This window comes from Streptomyces sp. CB02923 (genome assembly GCF_001905005.1).
GTDB lineage: Bacteria > Actinomycetota > Actinomycetes > Streptomycetales > Streptomycetaceae > Streptomyces.
On record NZ_LWKZ01000024.1, the window covers coordinates 265,175 to 285,245 of the forward strand.

Annotated in this window: 5 protein-coding genes and 1 pseudogene; all 6 read right to left on the bottom strand. The window is 74.6% G+C overall.

Annotated features, from left to right (window positions below):
• Positions 1–18: 18 nt before the first annotated feature.
• Complete coding sequence (locus A6A06_RS24520) at positions 19–4,674, bottom strand: non-ribosomal peptide synthetase (protein ID WP_073763507.1); 4,656 nt, start codon at positions 4,672–4,674, stop codon at positions 19–21.
• Positions 4,671–14,141: a non-ribosomal peptide synthetase gene (locus A6A06_RS41070; protein ID WP_073763508.1), complete on the bottom strand. Its 9,471-nt coding sequence runs from the start codon at positions 14,139–14,141 to the stop codon at positions 4,671–4,673. Before A6A06_RS41070 ends, A6A06_RS24520 begins: the two co-directional genes overlap by 4 nt.
• A gap of 104 nt (positions 14,142–14,245) precedes the next feature.
• On the bottom strand, positions 14,246–16,312 hold the full coding sequence (locus A6A06_RS24530; RefSeq protein ID WP_073763509.1) for an ABC transporter ATP-binding protein: 2,067 nt from the start codon (positions 16,310–16,312) through the stop codon (positions 14,246–14,248).
• 465 nt (positions 16,313–16,777) lie between these two features.
• Positions 16,778–17,770, bottom strand: coding sequence for a ParB and winged helix-turn-helix domain-containing protein (locus A6A06_RS24535; protein ID WP_242440921.1), 993 nt, complete (start codon positions 17,768–17,770; stop codon positions 16,778–16,780).
• A 463-nt stretch (positions 17,771–18,233) separates the two neighbouring features.
• Positions 18,234–18,665 (bottom strand): annotated as a pseudogene (locus A6A06_RS24540) (winged helix-turn-helix domain-containing protein); the annotation flags it as partial.
• A 253-nt stretch (positions 18,666–18,918) separates the two neighbouring features.
• Positions 18,919–19,965 carry a 3-deoxy-7-phosphoheptulonate synthase gene (gene aroF / locus A6A06_RS24545; protein ID WP_073763511.1) on the bottom strand — a complete coding sequence of 349 codons (1,047 nt, stop codon included), beginning with the start codon at positions 19,963–19,965 and terminating at the stop codon, positions 18,919–18,921.
• Positions 19,966–20,071: the final 106 nt, after the last annotated feature.

The window sequence follows — 20,071 nt, forward strand, 5'->3', positions numbered from 1 at the left end:
CTGACTGCGGCTCGCGGGCTACGGGGCGCCGTCCGTGAAACCGGCTTCGAACTCCTCGACCTCGTCCTGACCGAGGTCGAGGAGGGGGAAGTCGGAGGCGGTGTGCCCGCCCGCGGCCGGGTCTGCGGTGTGGGCCGCCAGGCCGTCCAGCAGGTCCAGCCAGCGCCGGCCGAGCCGCTCGACGGCGGTGTCCGGCCAGAGGCCGGCGGGTCCGCCGAGTACGAGGGCCAGTTCCGGTCCGTCCGGTCCGTCCTGGACGTACGCCCCTGCTTCCAGGGCGTGCGGGGCAGGTGTGCGGGGGTCGGCCGAACTGCCGACCACCGAGGTGCCGGCCGGCTGCCAGGCGTCCCCCGTCGCCGCGGCGCGGCCCGCACCGGCGAACCTGCCCAGGTAATTGAACCCGATGTGGGCGCCCGGGAGGGTGTCCAACTCCGGTCCGGTGTGCGGGTTCAGGTGGCGCAGCAGTCCGTGGCCGAGGCCGTCGCCGGGCACCGCCCGTGCCTGCTCCTTGACCCGTTTCAGCAGCTCACCGGCGGCCGGTCCGCCGCGCGACGCGTCGTCGAGGGCGATGCCGGACACGTCCAGGCGTACGGGATGCACGCTGGTGAACCAGCCCACCGTCCGGGACAGGTCCGCCCCGGCGGCCGGTTCGCGCCCGTGCCCCTCAATGTCCACGACGAGAGCGCCGTGCGGCAGTTCGCGGGCCACCGCGCCCGCCAGCGTCGCGAGCAGCACTTCGTGCACGCCGCAGTGGAACACCCCGGGCGCCTTGCCGACGAGCGTGGCGGCCGTGGCCCCCGGCAGGGTCCAGGTCCGCCGGGACATTCCGGCCAGGGTGTCCTCCGCCGGGTCGAGCGCCCGCCCGCCCAGCGGCGGTGCGACTCCCTCGAACACCGCGGTCCAATCCGGCAGTTCGGCGACCCGGCGCTCTTCGGTGGCCTGTGCCGCCAGGGCGCCCGCCCACTCCCGGAAGGAGGTGACGACAGGTTCGGGTTCCGGTGCGCGCCCGTCCGCCAGCGCTTCGCAGGCGGCCCGCAGGTCCGGGAGCAGGATGCGCCAGGACACGCCGTCCACCACCAGGTGGTGCACCACCAGCGCCAGCCGGCCGGGCTCCGCGGGCCCGGCGTCCAGCCATACGGCCTGCACCAGCACGCCCGACGCGGTGTCCAGCCGTTCCGTCGCCTCCCGGGCCGCGCGCTCGGCCAGGTCGTCCAGGGCGGTGGCCGGTGCGTCCGCCGCGTCGATACGGGTGAGCAGCGCGGCGGCGTCCACCGTGCCGCGTCCCGGCACCACCAGGCGCGGTCCGCGGTCCGCGTGCTCCACGCGGGCCCGCAGCATGTCGTGCGTGTCCAGGACGGCGGCCAGCCCGCCGGTGAGCACGTCGGGCCGCAGGCCCGCGGGGGTGGTGACGACCATCCACTGCGCGAAGCCGCTGCTCAGCGCGTACGCTCCGAGCTCCGTCATGCCCGGTGTCCAGGCCACCTCGCCCAGGCCCGCGTCCGGTGCCGCGCGTACCTCGTCGGCGAGCCGGGCAACGGCGGCCAGCGCCCCCGGCGTCTCCTGTTCGAACACGTCCTGGGCGCTGAACACCACCCCCTCGCGGCGGGCCCGGGTGGCGAGCTGCATGGACATGATCGAGTCGCCGCCCAGCCGGAAGAAGCTGTCCTCCGCGCCGACCCGTGCCAGGCCCAGCAGCTCGGCGAAGAGCCCGCACAGGATGTCTTCCGCCGCCGTGCGCGGTGCGCGTCCGGCGGCTTTCCCGGCGAAGCCGGGGGCGGGCAGGGCCGTGCGGTCCACCTTGCCGTTGGCGGTGACCGGCAGGGCGTCCAGGACGAGGACGGCGGCGGGCACCATGTAGTCCGGCAGCGTGCGGGCGACGTGCTCGCGCAGGGCCTGCCCGTCCGGCTCCGGGCCGTCCGCGTCCCGTCCGTCCGCCACGACGTAGCCGACCAGCCGGCGTTCGCCCGGCCGGTCCTCGCGGGCGACGACAGCGGCCTCGGCCACTCCCGGCGCCGCGGCGAGCACGGCCTCGATCTCGCCCGGTTCGATCCGGTAGCCGCGCACCTTGACCTGCGCGTCGGCGCGTCCGGCGAAGACGAGGTCGCCGTCGGGGGTGCGGCGTGCGAGGTCGCCCGTACGGTACATACGCTCACCGGCCACGAAGGGGCTGGCCGTGAAGCGTTCGGCCGTCGCGCCGGGCCGGTCGAGGTAGCCGCGTGCCAGGCCCGCACCGGCCAGGTACAGCTCGCCGGTCACGTCCGGCGGTACGGGGTGGAGGAACGCGTCGAGCACGTACGCCCGGCGGTTGGCGAGCGGGCGTCCGACCGGCAGCACGTCCGGGACGGGCCCGCCCGGCCGGAGCCGGTGCCAGGTGGCGCTCAGCGTGGCCTCGGTCGGCCCGTACAGGTGCCGTACGGACACCTGCGGGCACGCCTCGCGCACCCGCGCCACCGACGCGGCGGGCACCACGTCACCACCGGTCAGCACCTCGCGCAGCCCCGCGAAGCACTCCGGGTCCTCCTGCGCCGCCACCCGGAAGGAACCGGCGGTCAGGTGCAGCGCCGTGACGCCCGCCGCCACCGCCTCCCGCACCCGCTGCGCGTCCACCGCACCGGCCGCGGCCACGGCCACCCGGGCGCCGGAGACCAGCGGCACCCATATCTCGAACAGGGAGGCGTCGAAGGCGTGCGGCGCGTGCATCAGCACCGCGTCGTCCGGGCCGAGCTCCCAGCCGCGCTCCCCGGCCAGCGCCGCCACGCTCCCGTGCGGCACCCCCACCCCCTTCGGCACACCGGTCGAGCCGGAGGTGTACATCACGTACGCCAGGTCTCCGGCGGTGACGGACGGCCGGGGCGCGACGGCCGGGGCCTCCGCCATCGCCGCCCGCACCTTCGGGTCGTCCAGCACGATCACCTGCCCGGACACGTCCGCCGGGACCGCCGCCCGGGTGGCCTCGGTGCACAGCACGGCCGCCGGTTGCGAGTCGGCCAGCAGGAACGCGATCCGCTCCGCCGGGTATCCGGCGTCCACCGGCACGTACGCCGCCCCGGCCTTCCACACCCCGAGCAGCGCCGCGATCAGACCGGCGGACCGCTCCATCACGACCGCGACCCGGTCCCCACGCCGCACACCCGAACCGCTCACATACGCGGCAAGGCGGTCCGAGTCCGCGTCCAACCGGCCGTACTGGACACTTTGACGCCCGTCCGCCACGGCCACGGCATCCGGCGCGGACGCCACCCGTGCCGCGAACAGCTCCGGCACCGTGGCCCCCGCGGTCGCCGCCGCCGTAACGTTCCAGCCCTCCACGGCCCGGTGCCGCTCGTCCGCGTCCAGGACGCCGATCCGGCCCACCGGCACCGACGGGTCGGCGACCAGCTGCTCCAGCACCCGCACCAGCCGTCCGGTCAGCGCGCGGGCCAGTCCGGCGGTGACCAGGTCGGGCCGGTAGGAGACTTCCACCTCCAGGCGGTCGCCGGGGAGGATGCCGAGGGTCAGCGGGTAGTGGGTGGCCTGGCGCAGGCCCAGCGTGGTGAAGGTGAGCGTGCCGGGCCCGCCCGGTCCGGCGGCCGAGCGGGGGTAGTTCTCGTACACCACCAGCGTGTCGAAGCCGGCTCCGGGCCCGGCGTGCTTCTGGATGTCGGCCAGGCCCAGGTGCTGGTGCGGCAGCAGCGCGGACTGGCGGGCCTGTACGTTCTTGAGCATCTCCGCCACGGGCTGCCCCGCGTCGAGGCGCACCCGCACCGGCACCGTGTTGATGAAGAGACCGACCATCGACTCGACGCCGGGGAGTTCCGGCGGGCGTCCGGCCACGGTCGTGCCGTAGACCACGTCGTCGCGTCCGGAGAGCCGGGCCAGGAGCAGCGCCCAGGCGCCCTGCACCACGGTGTTGACGGTCAGGCCGTGGCGGCGGGCCAGGTCGGTGAGGGCCCGGGTGAGGCCGGCGGGCAGGTCCGCCCCGGCCTGGTCGGGCAGTACCGGGGTACGGGCCGGGTCGGCGGGGGCGACGAGCGTCGGCTCGCCGTCCCCGGAGAGTTCGGCGCGCCACGCCTCCCGCGCGGCGTCCTTGTCCTGCCGGCCCAGCCACGCCAGGTAGTCCCGGTAGGAGGCGGTGCGCCGCAGTACGGTGGCGTCGCCGCCCGCCGCGTAGGCCGTGGTCGCCTCGTCGAAGAGGATGGGCATCGACCATCCGTCGAGCAGGATGTGATGGGCCGTCAGCACCATGCAGTGGCGGCCGTCGCCGAGGCGGACGAGCAGCAGCCGCAGCAGCGGCGCCACCCCGAGGTCGAAGCGTTCCGCGCACTCGCGGGCGGCCAGCCGGGCGACCTCGGCCAGCGCGTCGGCCTCCGGGAGGCCGGACAGGTCGGCCTCGCGCCAGGGCAGCGCGGCCTCCCGGGTGATGAGCTGGACCGCCTCACCGGACTTGCGGCGGTGGAAGCTGGCGCGCAGCGCCGCGTGCCGGGCGAGCAGTGCCTGCCAGGACGCGCGCCAGCGGGCCGCGTCCAGCGGGCCGTCGATGGTCAGGGTGCGCTGGATGACGTAGACGTCGGGCCCCTGGTCGCCGAAGCCCGCGTGGAAGAGCATCCCTTCCTGCAACGGGGACAGCGGCCACACCTCGGCGAGCGCCGAGCCCTTGCCGGATGCCGGTCCCGTGGCGGGTGTTGAGGTCTTCACAGCGACAGTCCCCCTTCGAGCCGTGCCGCAATCGCTTCGAACTCCTCGACCTCGTCCTGACCGAGGTCCAGGAGCGGGAAGTCGGAGGGCGTGTGGCCGCCCGCCTCGGGTGCGGCCGTATGGGCGGCCAGGCCGCCGAGCAGGTCCTGCCAGCGGTGCCCCAGGCGGGTGACGGCCTCGTCGTCGAGGACGCCGGCCGGTCCGCCGACCGTCAGTGTCAGTTCGGGCCCTTGCGGCGTGTCGCGGATGACCGCGCCCGCCTCCAGGGCGTGCGGTGCGGGCATGTCCGGGTCGTCGGAGCCGCCCAGTGCGGTGCCGCCCGCCGCCTCCCACGGCCGGGCGGCGCCCGCGGGGAACCGGCCGAGGTAGTTGAAGGCGATCTGCGGAGCCGGGAGGGCGGCCAGCACGGGGGCGGTCTCCGGGTTGAGGTGGCGCAGCAGCCCGTGGCCGAGGCCGTCGCCGGGCACCGTGCGCGCCTGCTCCTTGACCGCCTTGAGGAGCGCCCCGGCCTCCGGCCCGCCCGCCGGGACCTGGTGCAGGTCCACGCCGGACAGGTCGAGCCGTACGGGATGCACGCTGGTGAACCAGCCCACCGTCCGGGACAGGTCCGCACCGGCGGCCGGTTCGCGCCCGTGCCCCTCGATGTCCACGACGAGAGCGCCGTGCGGCAGTTCGCGGGCCACCGCGCCCGCCAGGGCCGCGAGCAGCACCTCGTGCACGCCGCAGTGGAAGAGCGCGGGTGTCCGGCCTGCCAGGATCGCCGCCTGCTCGCGGGGTACGTGCCAGGAGCGGTGGCGCACGGTCGCCTGCGTGTCCGTGACCGGGTCGAGGGCGCGGGTGCCGAGCACCGGGCCCGGCCCGTCGAGTACGGCGGTCCAGTACGGCAGTTCCGCGAGGCGCCGCGGCTGCGTGGCCTGGCCGGCCAGCAGTTCGGCCCACTGCCGGAAGGGCGTGCCGACCGGGCCGGGCTCGGGTGTGCGCCCGTCCGCGACCGCTTCGCAGGCGGCCCGCAGGTCCGGGAGCAGGATGCGCCAGGACACGCCGTCGACCGCGAGGTGGTGCACGGCCAGGACCAGCCGGCCGGTCCGGTGCGGTCCCGCGTCCAGCCAGACCGCGCGGACCAGGACGCCCGCGGCCGGGTCGAGCCGGGTGACCGCTTCCCGGGCGGCCCGTTCGGCGAGGCCGTCGAGGGCGCCGTCCGGCGCCCGCGCCGCGTCCACCCTGGTGACCAGGGCGTCGGCGTCCACCGAACCCCGGCCGCCGACGGCCAGCACCGGTCCGCCGGGCCGTCGCACGACCCGGGCCCGCAGCATGGCGTGGGTGTCCAGGACGGCGGCCAGTCCGGCGGCCAGGACGTCCCGGCCCAGCCCGGCCGGGGCGCCCACCGTCATCCACTGCGCGAACCGGCCGCCGGTGATCCGCTCGCCGAGCAGCCGCATCACCGGCGTCCACGGCACTTCGCCGGTCCCCGCCCCGGCGGTGTCCGCGCGGGGCGCGGCCCGCACCGGCTCCGCCACCTCGGCCAGCCGTTCCGGGGTCTGTTCGTCGAAGACCTGGCGGGAGGTCAGCAGCAATCCGGCGCCGCGGGCCCGGGACACCAGCTGGAGCGACATGATCGAGTCGCCGCCCAGCTCGAAGAAGCTGTCCTCGGCGCCGGCCCGGTCCAGGCCCAGGAGTTCGGCGAAGAGCGCGCACAGCACCGTCTCGGCGGGCGTACGCGGCTCCCGCCCGGAGACCTGCCCGGCGAAGTCGGGCGCGGGCAGTGCCGCGCGGTCCAGCTTCCCGTTCGGTGTCCTCGGCAGCGCGTCGAGGGCCACCACGGCCGCGGGGACCATGTAGTCCGGCAGCGTCCCGGCGACGTGGGTACGGACGGACCGTTCGTCCAGCCCCGGTCCTGCGGGTACGACGTAGCCGACCAGGCGGCGTTCGCCGGGGCGGTCCTCGCGGGCCACCGCGACCGCGTCCGCCACCGCCGGGTGGGCGGTCAGCGCGGCCTCGATCTCACCGAGTTCGACGCGGAAGCCCCGCACCTTGACCTGGGCGTCCGCCCGCCCCGCGAAGACCAGTTCGCCGTCGCCGGTCCACCGGACCAGGTCCCCGGTCCGGTACATCCTCCCCCAGCCTTCGGCCGGGGGGACCCCCATGCCGGACGCGAACGGGTTCGCCACGAACCGCGCGGCGCTCAGCCCCGCGCGCCCCAGGTAGCCGCGTGCCAGGCCCGCCCCGGCCACGTACAGCTCGCCGAGGACGCCCGGCGGCACCGGCTGGAGGAAGGCGTCCAGGACGTACGTCCGGGAGTTGGCGATCGGGCGGCCGATCGCGGGGGCGCTGTCACCGGTCAGCGGCGCGGTCACCGTGGAGGTGACCGTCGCCTCGGTGACGCCGTACTCGTTGAACAGCTCCCGCCCCTCGGACCAGCGGCGGCGTACCTCGTCGGTCATCGGCTCGCCGCCGGTGACCAGGACCCGCAGCCGGGGCAGGCCGTCGGACGGCAGCTGGGGCAGGAACGCGGCGGGCAGCGCCACATGGGTGGCCTCCTTGTCGCGCAGCAGATCGGCCAGGTCCTCGCCGAAGGACTGCTGTCCCGCCGGGGCCAGGACGAGGTGTCCGCCCGCGCACAGCACCGGCCAGATGTCGCCCATGGAGACGTCGAAGCTGGGCGAGACGCGCTGGACGACGCGGCTGTCCGGGCCCAGGCGGTAGCGGCCGATCCGGTCGGCGACGAGGTTGCACAGCCCCCGGTGCGGCACCAGGACGCCCTTGGGCACACCGGTCGAACCGGAGGTGTAGATGACGTACGCCGTGTGGTCCACGTGCAGCGGCGCGGGCCGTTCGGCGTCGGAGAGCGGGCCGCCCGCGAGGCGCGCCACGGCTCCGGCCACCGCCGGATCGTCCAGGACCACCGTGCCGGCGTACGCCCCGTCCGGGACCGCGTCCCGGGTCCGTGCCGTGCACACCACCACCGCCGGTTCCGCGTCCCGCAGGACGAAAGCCACGCGCTGGGCCGGGTATTCGGGGTCCACGGGCACGTACACCCCGCCCGCCATCGCCACGGCCAGCACGGCGACGACCATCGCCACCGACCGCTCGACGACGACCGCCACCCGGCGCTCGGGGCCCACGCCGAGACCGGTCAGGTGCCGGGCCAGCTGCCCGGCCTCGTGCGCCAGTTCCGCGTATCCGAGCGCCCGCCGCCCGTCCGATACGGCGACGGCGTCCGGTGTCCGCCCTGCCTGGGCACGGAACAGCGCGGGCATCGTCGCGGGGGCCACCGGCGCGTCCGTACGGTTGAAGTCCGCCACCACCAGCGCGTGCTCGTCCGGGTCCAGGACGCCCACGCGCCCCACCGGCACCGAGCAGTCCTCCATGAGCTGCTCGAAGACCCGCACCAGCCGCCCGACCAGCTTCCCGGCGAGGTCCGCCGCGACCTGGCCGCGGCGGTGGGCCACGTGCACGCGGAGCCGCTCGCCCGGGATGACACCCAGGGTCAGCGGATAGTGCGTGGCCTCGCGCGTGCCCAGGACGGCGAAGGCGAGCGCGTCCGGGGAGTCGGGCGCGGCCACCGCGCGGGGGTAGTTCTCGTGCACGACGAGCGTGTCGAAGACGGCGCCGGGACCGGCCAGGCGCTGGATCTCCGGCAGGCCCAGGTGCTGGTGGGCCACCAGCGCGGACTGGCGCTCCTGGAGTTCGCGCAGCATGGCGAGCACCGGCTGCGCGGCGTCCAGGCGTACCCGTACCGGCACCGTGTTGATGAGCAGGCCCACCATGGACTCCATGCCGGGCAGCTCCGGCGGCCGGCCCGCGACGGTGGCGCCGAACACCACGTCCGTACGGCCCGCCAGCCGGGCCAGCACCAGGGCCCAGGCGCCCTGCATGACCGTGTTCACCGTCAGGCCGTGGCGGCGCGCCAGCCCGGCGAGGCCGCGGGTGGTCCTCGCGGGGATGTCGGTGACGACGTGGCCGGCGTCCACCGGGCCCCGGTCGGCCGCGCCCGGGGCGACGAGCGTCGGCTCCTCGGCGCCGTCGAACTCGGCGGCCCAGGCGGCCCGTGCGGCGTCCTTGTCCTGGCGGGCGCGCCAGGCGAGGTAGTCGCGGTAGGACGCGGCCGGGGCCAGGGCCGAGCCGTCGCCGCCCGCCGCGTACACCTCGGCCAGTTCGGACAGCAGGACCGGCATGGACCAGCCGTCCATCAGGATGTGGTGGCTGATGACGATGAGCCGGTGGCGGTCCTGGCCGAGGCGGATCAGCAGCAGCCGCAGCAGCGGGGCGGCGGCCGTGTCGAACCGGCGCTCCTGCTCCCGGGTGGCCAGTTCCTCGATGCCGGAGAGCGCGTCGGCCTCCGGCAGACCCGACAGGTCGATCTCCCGCCAGGGCAGGCGCACCTCACGGGCCACGATCTGCACGGCCTCGCCCGACGCACGCCGGTGGAAGCCGGCGCGCAGGGCCGCGTGCCGGTCCAGCAGCGTCTCCCACGAGGCGCGCAGCCGGGCGGCGTCCAGCGGCCCGGTCAGCTCCAGCATCCACTGCGTCTCGTAGACGTCGGGGCCCTCCTCCTCGAAGGAGGTCTGGAACAGCAGCCCTTCCTGGAGGGACGACAACGGCCAGATGTCCGCCGGCCGCGGCACGGCGGCCTCCAGCTCCGCGACGCCGTCCTGGGTGAGGCTGAGCAGCGGGAAGTCGGAGGGCGTGTGGCCGCCCGCTCCCGGTGCGGCGGCGTGGGTGGCCAGGCCGCCCAGCATCTCCACCCAGCGGCGGCCGAGCCGATGCGCCGCGGCGTCGGTCCGGCCCTGTTCGCCGCGGTGCCGCCAGGTGAGCGTGAGCGTCAGCGTGGGCCCGTCGGCGGTGGCGCTGATCGCCGCTCCGGCCTCCAGAGCGTACGGGGACGGCTCGCCGCGGCCGGTCGCGGCGGCCCCGGCCGCGAGGCGGGGGCCGCCCTGTTCCGGGCGTCCCGAGCAGCTGAACGCGATCCGGGGAGCCGGGAGAGCGGCGAGCGCGGGGTCCGGCTCCGGGTCGAGGTGGCGCAGCAGGCCGTGGCCGAGGCCGTCGCCGGGGACCGAACGCACCTGTTCCTTCACCGACTTGAGGAGCGCCCCGGCTGCCGGTCCGCCCGCGAGGACCTCGCTCAGGGCGGTGCCGGACAGGTCCAGCCGTACGGGGTGCACGCCGGTGAACCGGCCCACCGTACGGGACAGGTCGAGCCCGTCCGGGCCCCCGCGGCGGCCGTCCGTCTCGATGTCCAGCAGGACACCGCCGGTCCCGGCGTCTTCGCTCCCGTACGCGACCGCGGCGGCCAGCGCGGTCAGCAGGACGTCGTCGGGGGTGCAGTGGAAGGCCGCCGGGGCCCGGTCCACCAGCACTGCCGCTTGCTGCGGCGGGACCGTCCAGACCATGCGGCGGGCCGGTGCGGTGGGGGCCGTGTTCGTTGGGCTCGGCGTGCCTGTGGGTGTTTGTGTGCCCGCGGGTGTCCGTGTGCTTGCGGGTGTCTGTGTGCTGGCCGGTTTCTCCGTACCCGCCGGTTTCTGCGTACCCGCCGCTGGCTGCGTACCCGCGCATGCGAAGCCGTCCGGCAGGCTGCCGGGCCCGGCGCCGCCGTTCAGGACGGCGCGCCAGCCGTCCAGTTCCGCGACCCGGTGCCGCTGCGTCGCCTGTGCGGCCAGCAGGCCCGCCCAGCGCCTGAAGGAGGTGCCCACCGGTCCGGGGCGAGGCGTTCGGCCGGCCGCCACGGCCTCGCACGCGGCCAGGAGGTCCGGGACGAGGATGCGCCAGGACTCCGCGTCCGCCACGGCGTGGTGGACCGCGAGCACCAGGCGGCCGGGCTCTGCCGGGCCCGCGTCCAGCCACACCACGTGGAGGTTGGCCCCGGCCGACGGGTCGAGGCGGGCCACCGCTTCGCGGGCCGCCCGTTCGGCGGCCCGGTCCAGGTCGGCGGCGGCCACGGTCTCCCGGGAGACCAGAGCGGCCGCGTCGACCGTGCCGCGCTCGGGCACCACCAGGCGCGGGCCGGTGTCCCCGGCGGCCGTCCGCGCGCGCAGCACGGCGTGGGTGTCCAGGACGGCGGCGACAGCGGCCGACAGCATGTCCGCCCGCAGGCCGTCCGGGGCCGCCAGCACCACCCAGCGCGCGTAGGCCCCGCCCTCCGCGCGAGTCAGCGGCGTCCAGGGCACCTCGCCGGTCTCCGTGTCCGTACCCGGCGGTTCGTCCGCCGGGGAGGCGGCCGCCTGTGCCAGCCGCTCCGGGGTCCGCTCGTCGAAGACCTGCCGTGTGGTCAGCACCAGTCCGGCGCGGCGCGCCCGCGAGGCGAGCTGCACCGCCATGATCGAGTCGCCGCCCAGTTCGAAGAAGCTGTCCTCGGGCCCCACCCGGTCCAGGCCGAGCACCCGCGCGAACAGCGCGCACAGGGTCTCCTCGGCGGCGCCGCGCGGCGCCCGTGCGGACGTGCGCCCGGTGAAGTCGGGGGCGGGCAGCGCCTGGTGGTCCACCTTGCCGTTCACGGTCAGCGGGAGCCCGTCCAGCGGTACGAACGCCGACGGCACCATGTACTCCGGCAGCCGCCCGCCCACGAACTCGCGCAGCGCGGCGAGCAGCGCGCCGGTGTCCCGGCCCGCCCCGGCGCTACCGCCGGACGCCCCGGTGAGCAGCGCTTCCGGGGCGCTGCCCACGCCCACGGCGGTCCGCTCACCGCCCGGCTCGTCGCGGAACGGCTGCCCGTCCCGCGCGCCGCCCTCGGACGGCTCCTCTGCTTTCCCCTCCGGCGGCTGTGCGACGACGTACGCCACCAGCCGGCGTTCGCCCGGCCGGTCCTCGCGGGCCACCACCACCGCCTCGCCGACCGCCGGGTGGGCCGCCAGCGCCGCTTCGATCTCCCCCGGCTCGATACGGAAGCCCCGCACCTTGACCTGCGCGTCCGCCCGCCCGACGAAGACCAGTTCACCGTCGTCGGTCCAGCGCACCATGTCGCCGGTGCGGTACATCCGCTCGCCGGGGGCGAAGGGGCTGGCGGTGAACCGCTCCGCCGTCAGCCCGGGGCGGGCCAGGTAGCCGCGCGCCAGGCCGGTGCCGGCGATGCACAGCTCCCCCGTCACACCGGGCGGTACGGGCTGGAGGAACGCGTCCAGCACGTACACCCGGCGGTTGTCCAGCGGGCGGCCGACCGGCAGGACGGACGGCACCGGGTCGCCCGGCCGCAGCCGGTGCCAGGTGGCGCACAGGGCGGCCTCGGTCGGCCCGTACAGATGCCGTACGGCCACCTCGGGGCAGGCTGCCCGCACCCGGGCGACGGCCGCGGGCGGCACCACGTCACCGCCGGTCAGCACCTCGCGCAGCCCGGCGAAGCACTCCGGCGACTCCTCGGCCACCACCCGGAACGACCCCGCGGTCAGATGTACCGCCGTGACCCCCGCCGCCACGGCCGCACGGATCCGCGGCCCGTCCACCACGCCCTGCCCGTCCACCACCACCCGCGCGCCGGACACCAGCGGCACCCACACCTCGAACAGCGAGGCGTCGAAGGCGTGCGGCGCGTGCATCAGCACCGCGTCGCCCGCGCCGACGGACCAGTCCCGCTGCCCGACGAGCCCGGCGACGCTGCCGTGCGGCATCGACACGCCCTTCGGCACCCCGGTCGAGCCGGAGGTGTACATCACGTACGCCAGGTCCTCCGGCCCCACCCGGACCGCCGTATCCCACGCGGGGCATCCGGCCACGGCGGCCCGTACCCGCGGATCGTCCAGCACCACGGGCCGGCCGTACCGGCCCGGCGGCACCGCGGCCCGGGTGCTCCCGGTGCACAGCACGGCCTCCGGCGCGGAGTCGGCCAGCATGACCGCCACCCGCTCCGCCGGGTAGGCCGCGTCCACCGGTACGTACGCGGCTCCCGCCTTCCAGACACCGAGCAGCGCCACCAGCAGTCCCGCCGAACGCTCCATCAGCACGGCGACCCGGCTGCCGCGGGACACCCCCTGACCGGTCAGGTACGCGGCCAGGCGGCCCGCCTCGGCGTCCAGCTCGGCGTAGGTGAGCGACCGTCCGCCGTCGGATACGGCGACGGCGCCGGGCCGCCGCGCGGCCTGCCGGGCGATCAGCTCCGGCACCGAGGTGCCCGGCCCTTCGGCCCCGGTGGCGTTCCACCCCTCCACGACCAGCCCGTGCTCCGGCGCGCCCAGCACACCGAACCGCCCGACGGGCGCCTCGGGTTCGGCCGCCGCCTGTTCCAGCAGCCGGACGAAGGCCCGGTGGGCCGCACCGGCCCACTCCTGGTCGTACAGCGCGGGGTCGGCTTCGAGGACGACGCTCGTCCCGGCGTCGTCCGGCAGCTCGCGCACCACCACGGAGAACGCCTCGACGGGCCCGCCCGGCAGGTCGTGGAGGGTGCCCCGGCACTCTCCGAAGCGCAGGCCCATGCTGCTGGACGGGACGGCGACGGAGGGCCCGAAGTTGCGCCGTCCGCCCGGCCGTCCGAGTTCGGCGTGCAGGCGCTCGCCCCGGTACCGCCGGTGCTCCAGCAGCCCGTCGATCTCCCGCTGCGCCGCGCGGGCCGGCCCGGACAGGCTGTCGCCGGGCGACGCGGGCAGCCGCAGCGGCAGCACGTTGGCCGTCGCGCAGGGCGTCCGCCGGGCCGCGGTACCCGTACGCCCGTCGACCGGGAAGCTCAGGAGCGCCTCGTCCGCACCCGTCGTACGGCACACGAAGGTGGCGACGGCGGCTATGACGAGTGCGCCCCGGCTGACGCCCGTGCGGTCCACCGCGGTCCGCAGCGCCTCGCGGCCCGCGGCCGACAGGCTTCCGGAGGCGCGGGGGTGGGCGTCGCGGGTGGCCGACCGGTGGCCCGGCACGGTGGCCGGCTCCGGGCGGTCGGCGAAGTGCTCGTGCCAGTACCGGCGGTCGGCGTCGTGGTGCGGCGACTTCCGGTAGGCGGAGTCCTGCTCCCACAGCTCCCGCAGCGGGGCGTGTCCAGGGGGGCGGTACGGCTCGCCGCGGAGTATCGCGCTGTAGAGGGCGGCGACGCGGCGGGCCAGCAGGGTGCTCCCGAAGTGGTCGACCAGCAGCTGGTGGTGGCGCTGGTACCAGACGTACCGGTCGGGAGCCAGCTGGAAGAGGATGTGCGCGGACAGGTCTCCCGCGATGGGGTCGGCCGGGTGGCGGCCGTCCGCGCGCATCAACGCCTGTGCCGCTTCCCACGGTTCGTTCTCGGTGGTGAGGTCGACGCGCCGCAGCGCGGGCTCTTCCCCGGCCGCCCCGATCACCTGTACGGGGACGCCGCCGTCCCGGGTGAACCGCAGACGGAGTGCCTCCGTCTCGGCGACGGCCTGCCGCAGCGCCCGCTGGAAGACGTCCGTGTCGAGCCGGCCCGTGACATCGGCGTACTGCCTGATGTCGTGCTGCCGTGACGGGTTCTCCGCGCGCTGGGCCAGCCACGTCCCCTCCTGGCAATCGGTCAGGGGCGCAGTGAACTGTGCCTGGCCTTCCATGTCTCCCCCTTCGACGGACAACCCCGTGCTCGCTTCTGCCTGCTGCGCCACCGCGGCGGTCCCCCGCCGCGGTGGCGCGTCCTCCCCGTGTGAGCGGCCGCCGGTCAGCGCCCGCCGGGGCCCTGGCCGGTGTGCCACACCCCGCCGCCCGGCGCGCCCCCGTCGTCGGGCCCCGACCCGTCGAAGAAGACCATGCCGCCCGGCATCATCTGCGGCGCCGCCTCCTGCGGACGGCGCTCCTCCTCGGGGCCGGGCGCGTCCGGCGCGGGCCCGCTGCCGTTGACGGCCTGCCGGGCGAACTGCGTGTGGTACAGCTCCGCGTAGAGCCCGCCGGCTTCGAGCAGTTCCTCGTGCGTGCCCCGCTCGCGGATGCCGCCCTCGTCGAACACCAGGATCTGGTCGGCCTCGCGGATGGTGGACAGCCGGTGGGCGATGACGACGGACGTACGGCCGTGCAGCGCCGTCTTCAGGGCCCGCTGGACGGCCGCCTCGGACTCCGAGTCCAGGTGCGCGGTCGCCTCGTCGAGGACGACGATCGAGGGCGCCTTCAGCAGCAGCCGGGCCAGCGCCAGGCGTTGCTTCTCGCCGCCGGAGAGCCGGTAGCCGCGGTCGCCCGCCACGGTGTCGAGCCCGCTGGGCAGGGAGTTGATCGTGTCCCATATCTGCGCGGCCCGGCACGCCTCGACGAGTTCCTCCTCGGTGGCGCCGGGGCGGGCGTAGTTCAGGTTGTTGCGGATGGTGTCGTGGAAGAGGTGGGCGTCCTGGGACACCACCCCGACGGTCCGGCGCAGCGAGTCGAGGGTGACATCGCGCAGGTCCTGCCCGGCGATGCGGACGCTGCCCGCCGACGGGTCGTACAGCCGTGACACCAGGTGCGTGGCGGTCGTCTTGCCCACACCGGAGGGGCCCACCAGGGCGGTGAGCTTGCCGGACGGCGCCGTGAAGCTCAGGTCGCGCAGCACCTCGGGCGGCTCCTGGGAGCGTTCGTCGGCCGGCAGCGCGTTGGACTCCAGCGACGCCAGGGAGACCTCGCTGGCCCGCGGGTAGCGGAAGGACACCTCGTCGAAGGTGATCTCGGGGGCCGGTCCGCTGCCCGGCGCGGGCAGTTCGGTGGCGTCCGCGCGCTCGGTGATGAGCGGCTTCAGGTCGAGCAGCTCGAAGATCCGGTCGAAGCTGACCATCGCGGTGTGCGCCTCGCCCTGGACGCTGGACAGCTGGGTGATCGGCCCGTACAGGCGGGCCAGCAGGGCGGCCAGCGCCACCAGCGTGCCGACCTGGAAGGTCCCGTTGACCACCATGGCGCCGCCGAGGCCGTAGACGAGGGCGGTGACGACGGCGGCGAGCAGCGTCATGATGATGACCGTGAGGCGGCTCAGGACCGTCCAGGTGATGCCGACCTCGCGTACCTTGCCCGCACGCTTCGCGAACAGCTGCCCCTCTTCCCGCGGGCGGCCGAAGAGCTTGGAGAGCATCGCGCCCGCCACGTTGAAGCGCTCGCCGATGGTCGCGCCCATCTCGGCGTTCATCTGCATCTGTTCGCGGGAGTAGCGCGTCAGCCGCCGTCCGACCAGCGCGCCGGGAATCATGAACACCGGCAGGATCGCCAGCGCGATCAGGCTGACCAGCCACGACAGGTAGAACATGCTGCCGAGCACCAGGACCAGGGTGAACACGCTGGACAGCGAGCCCAGCAGGGTGCCCAGGGCGTGCTGCGCGCCCACCACGTCCGTGTTGAGCCGGCTGACGAGGGACCCGGTCTGGGTCCGGGTGAAGAAGGCCAGCGGCTGGCGCTGTACGTGGGTGAACGCCTGCACCCGCAGGTCGTAGCTGACGCCCTGGCTGATCCGGCCCGCGTACCAGCTCTGCGCGAGTTGCAGGAGCGCGTCGAGGACGGCGAGGCCCGCGACGATGAGCGAGACGACCGTCAGCACCGTGGTGTCCTTCTGCAGGATGCCGACGTCGATGATCTCTTTGAGGAGCAGCGGCGTGGAGACGATGATGAGCGAGTCCACCACGGTCAGCAGCAGCAGGAGGACCGATTCGCGGCGATGGGGTTTCGCATAGGCGAGAATCCGGCGGAGCGTTCCCGGCCGGAGCCGCTGCGAAGCCGTGGAATTGCCCGGGTCGTCGTACGTCGCCAGCATGATGCCCGAGCCTTGTCCGGCAAACATATCAGCGGAAACCTCCTGGGTCGGGATTCCTGGTTCCTGGTTCCTTATTCCTGTCCATGCGGTCGGCCGCACGGGAAAGACGGCACCCGCGGGCGCCCTTTGACGTCATATTCGGCGAGCTTTCACGAACTTTGGCCGACCGCGGTGCGGTGACCGCAAGGTGCCCCGGTGCGGTGCGTCATTGCGACGATACCCATGGCAACTCCCGCCAGCCAGGCCTATCCGCCCGGGGCGGCACCGGGGTCTTCTGGCCGTCCACGGAAAAGGTGAAGGTGAATCACCGGCCCGCGGCACACCGGTACACCGGATAATTCACGGTGCCAGGTGCCGGGCGGCCCGACGGGCGACGCTTTCGCGTCCGCCCGCCGGTACCGACCGTATCGCGCATTTCACCAGGTGCGGTTGGACGGCCCGGAGGCCGTCCAACCGGTTGCTTTCCTCACTTGGACACGGCCCGGCCGCCTGTCAGACGGCCTCGGCCACATTCTGCTCGGCCCGCTGGGCGAAGTCCGCCCAGATATCCGCACACTCACGGGCCAGTTGGGCGATGATGCCGCTGCAGTGCGGAGGAATGTTTGCCATGATGTCGTCCCACTCCTCCGCGCTGATCGTGTGAATACTCAGCAGCCGCAGCAGCGTGCGTCCGGTCTCGCTGAACCGCAGGGCCGGGTCGACCTTGAGGCGGCGTACGACCACCGTCCGGTCCTGCGCCGGCATCCGGGCCGGTACCGCGGCGTCGCCGCCGTCACCCGGGACGGCGGCCCCCACGGGCACCTGCTCCTGCGGGGCCCGCGCCTGCCGGCCCCGGCCCTTCAGGAGCGGTTCCTCGCCCCGGCGCAGCCGGTTGCGGACATCGCGCGCCGTCTCGGGTGAGATCCCGGACGCCCGCGCGATCTGCCGCAGCGACAGACCGGGGTTCTCGGTGATGAGGTTGCCGGCGAGCCGGCGGCCCTCGGCTCCGTTGAGCGGCCGGAAGCGGCCGTCCTGGCCGATCCTGCCGCGCCCGGCGGCGGCGCCGGACACCCGCCGGCGGATCTCCGCGACGGTGCCCGGCGCGATACCGGTGACCGAGGCGATCATCCGGTCCGACCACAACGGGTGTGAACGGATGATGCGTTCGGCCGCGTTCTTGCGGTCCGCCATGGACAGCGGAAGGCCGTGCGTGATGTTCGACTCGACGGCCAGGACGAAGGCGTCGGCCTCGTCACCGTCGAAGAACCGCACCGCGATCTTGTCGTCGCCGCGCCGTTCGGCGGCTCGTAGTCGATGGATACCGTCGATGACCCGCATCGTCGCGCGGTGCGCGATGATGGGCGGCAGCGGCGCCTGCGCCACCGTCAGCATTTCCACATGTTCCGAATCTTCCCCGGATATGCGCGGAGAACCGGCCACCGAAAGTGATTCGATCTCCACTTCGACGACCGTCTGCATATCCAGGTGCGCCTGCCCAGGTTCCACTCCAGGCTCCTCGCGTTGTGATTCCCCCGTGCGCAAGCTCGCGCTGACGCACCCTAACGACGTACGGCAGGCCCGTGCATCGGCGACGTCTGCCCGATTTGGACATCGCCGGGCCGTTCAGGCGTAGCACCCACCCCCGCTTCTCGACCCGCTACAACTCCCGGCGGGGGAGGAAGGTTCCCGCGCACGCAGAAAACGCCCGACGCGAAGCGGAACACATTGTCAAACAAACCATCTTCCCCCATTCAGATACATACTCTAACAGTGCCTTTATCTACGGGGCACCCCTACCTGACGCACCTGAACCTGCAATGTCGCATTCCGCGAACCGCCGGAATCACTCCCTTCACCGGCGTCACCCCGCCCCGGAAAATGGTGCGTCCGCCCATTCCGATCATTCGGTCCGCGATGGCCGTGCGGGGCGCCCGCCCCGCCCGTCCTCCGCGCGCGCCCAGCCGCCGGCGTCCCGCCCGGCCCCCTCGCCCGCCGGAGCGAGGTACGTCCACCCGTGACGGCGCATCAGCTTGCGCACACCCTGCACCGTGTACGTGACGTGGAAGCGCCGCGCGATCACGGTCTGGATGCGCTCCAGCGTCCAGCGCCGCCCGGTCCATCCGTAGGCCCCCGGCCCTCTGGCCAGCTCCGCCTCCAACTGGCGGAACTGGGCCGGGCTCAGCCGCGGCCGGGACGCCGGCCCCTTCGAGTCCAGCGCCCGCTCCCCCTCCTGCTGCCAGGACCTGCGCCACCGCTGCACCGACCGCACGCTCACCCGCAGATCCCTGGCGATCACCGCGTTGACCTCGCCCCGCGCGAACCGCTCGACCGCCTTCAGCCGCAGCCGTTCGCGGAACTCCCGCCGCTCGGCGGTCAGACCGCCGCCCTGTGCGTATCGCATCTCTCCGACATACCGCAGGATCGGCGCCACGTCAGCCAATGACGACATTACGGGTTCAGCACCGGTACCCCTATCGCGGACGGCGCCGTGCACCGGGGAACACCGGTTCCCAGCTGCCACACGCGTCCGGCCGCACGCGCCGAGAATGGCCTGTACCAATCGGCCGGACGGTGGGTCGTGTGCGCTTTCGTCCAGCCGCCCGTCGGGGTACCCCTACCGGCGGCGCGCACTCCGCCGGCAGGGGCCGGGGACATCAGGAGGCGACCGCGGCCACCGGCATCGGCTGCGTGAGCGTCCGGCCCATCAACGGCGACAGGATCGTGGCCGTACTGGCGATCTCGCGCATGTCGGCCTCCAGCAGCGCCTGGTCACCGTCGCACCGCGCCGTCTCCGGCGCCGGATGCACATCGATCATGACGCCGTCCGCACCGACCGCCAGCGCCGCCCGCATCAGCGGCAGCACCAGCTCCCGGCGGCCGCCGGAGTGCGACGGATCCACGATCACCGGCAGGTGCGACAGCCGCTGGACCACCGGCACCGCGCTGATGTCCAGCGTGTTGCGGGTCGCGGTCTCGAACGTACGGATGCCGCGCTCGCACAGCACGATGTCCAGATTGCCGCGCTGCGCGATGTACTCGGCGGCCATCAGCCACTCGTCGATGGTCGCGCCGAACCCGCGCTTGAGCAGCACGGGCTTGCCGGCCGAACCCACCGCCTGGAGCAGCGCGAAGTTCTGCATGTTGCGGGTGCCGATCTGGAGCATGTCCGCGTAGGAGGCGACCAGTTCGACACTGCCGGGGTCGATGACCTCGGTGACCACCGGCAGCCCGGTCTCGGCCCGCACGTCGGCGAGGATGCGCAGCCCGGCCTCGCCCAGCCCCTGGTAGGCGTACGGCGAGGTGCGCGGCTTGAACGCGCCGCCGCGCAGCAGCGACGCCCCGGCGGCCTGCGCCATCCGCGCCGCGGTGAGCGTCTGCTCGGCGGACTCGACCGCGCACGGGCCCGCGATGACGGACAGGGTGTCGGGCCCGATCGGCACACCGCCGACCCGCACGACCGACCGCGCGGGGTGGTGCTCCCGGCTGACCAGCTTGTACGGCACGGAGATCCGCACGACGTCGAGAACCCCCTTGCGGCTGCGCAGGTTCAGCGCCTCGAACGCGTCCACGTCCCCGACGAGTCCGACGATCGTCCGCGTCACTCCCCGGCTGACGAAGGCATCACCACCCGCCGAGCGCACCAGGCCGACGACGGCGTCGACATCCTCCTGCGTGGCCCCTGGGGCCATCACCACCACCATGAGGGGTTCCTCCCGTTGCTCGGCCGGCACCGGCCGGCCCGATGTGGTTGACGAGAAACCGGCGCACGCCCGCACCGCCGTGCGCCGGATCGACTGCTGGGACCAG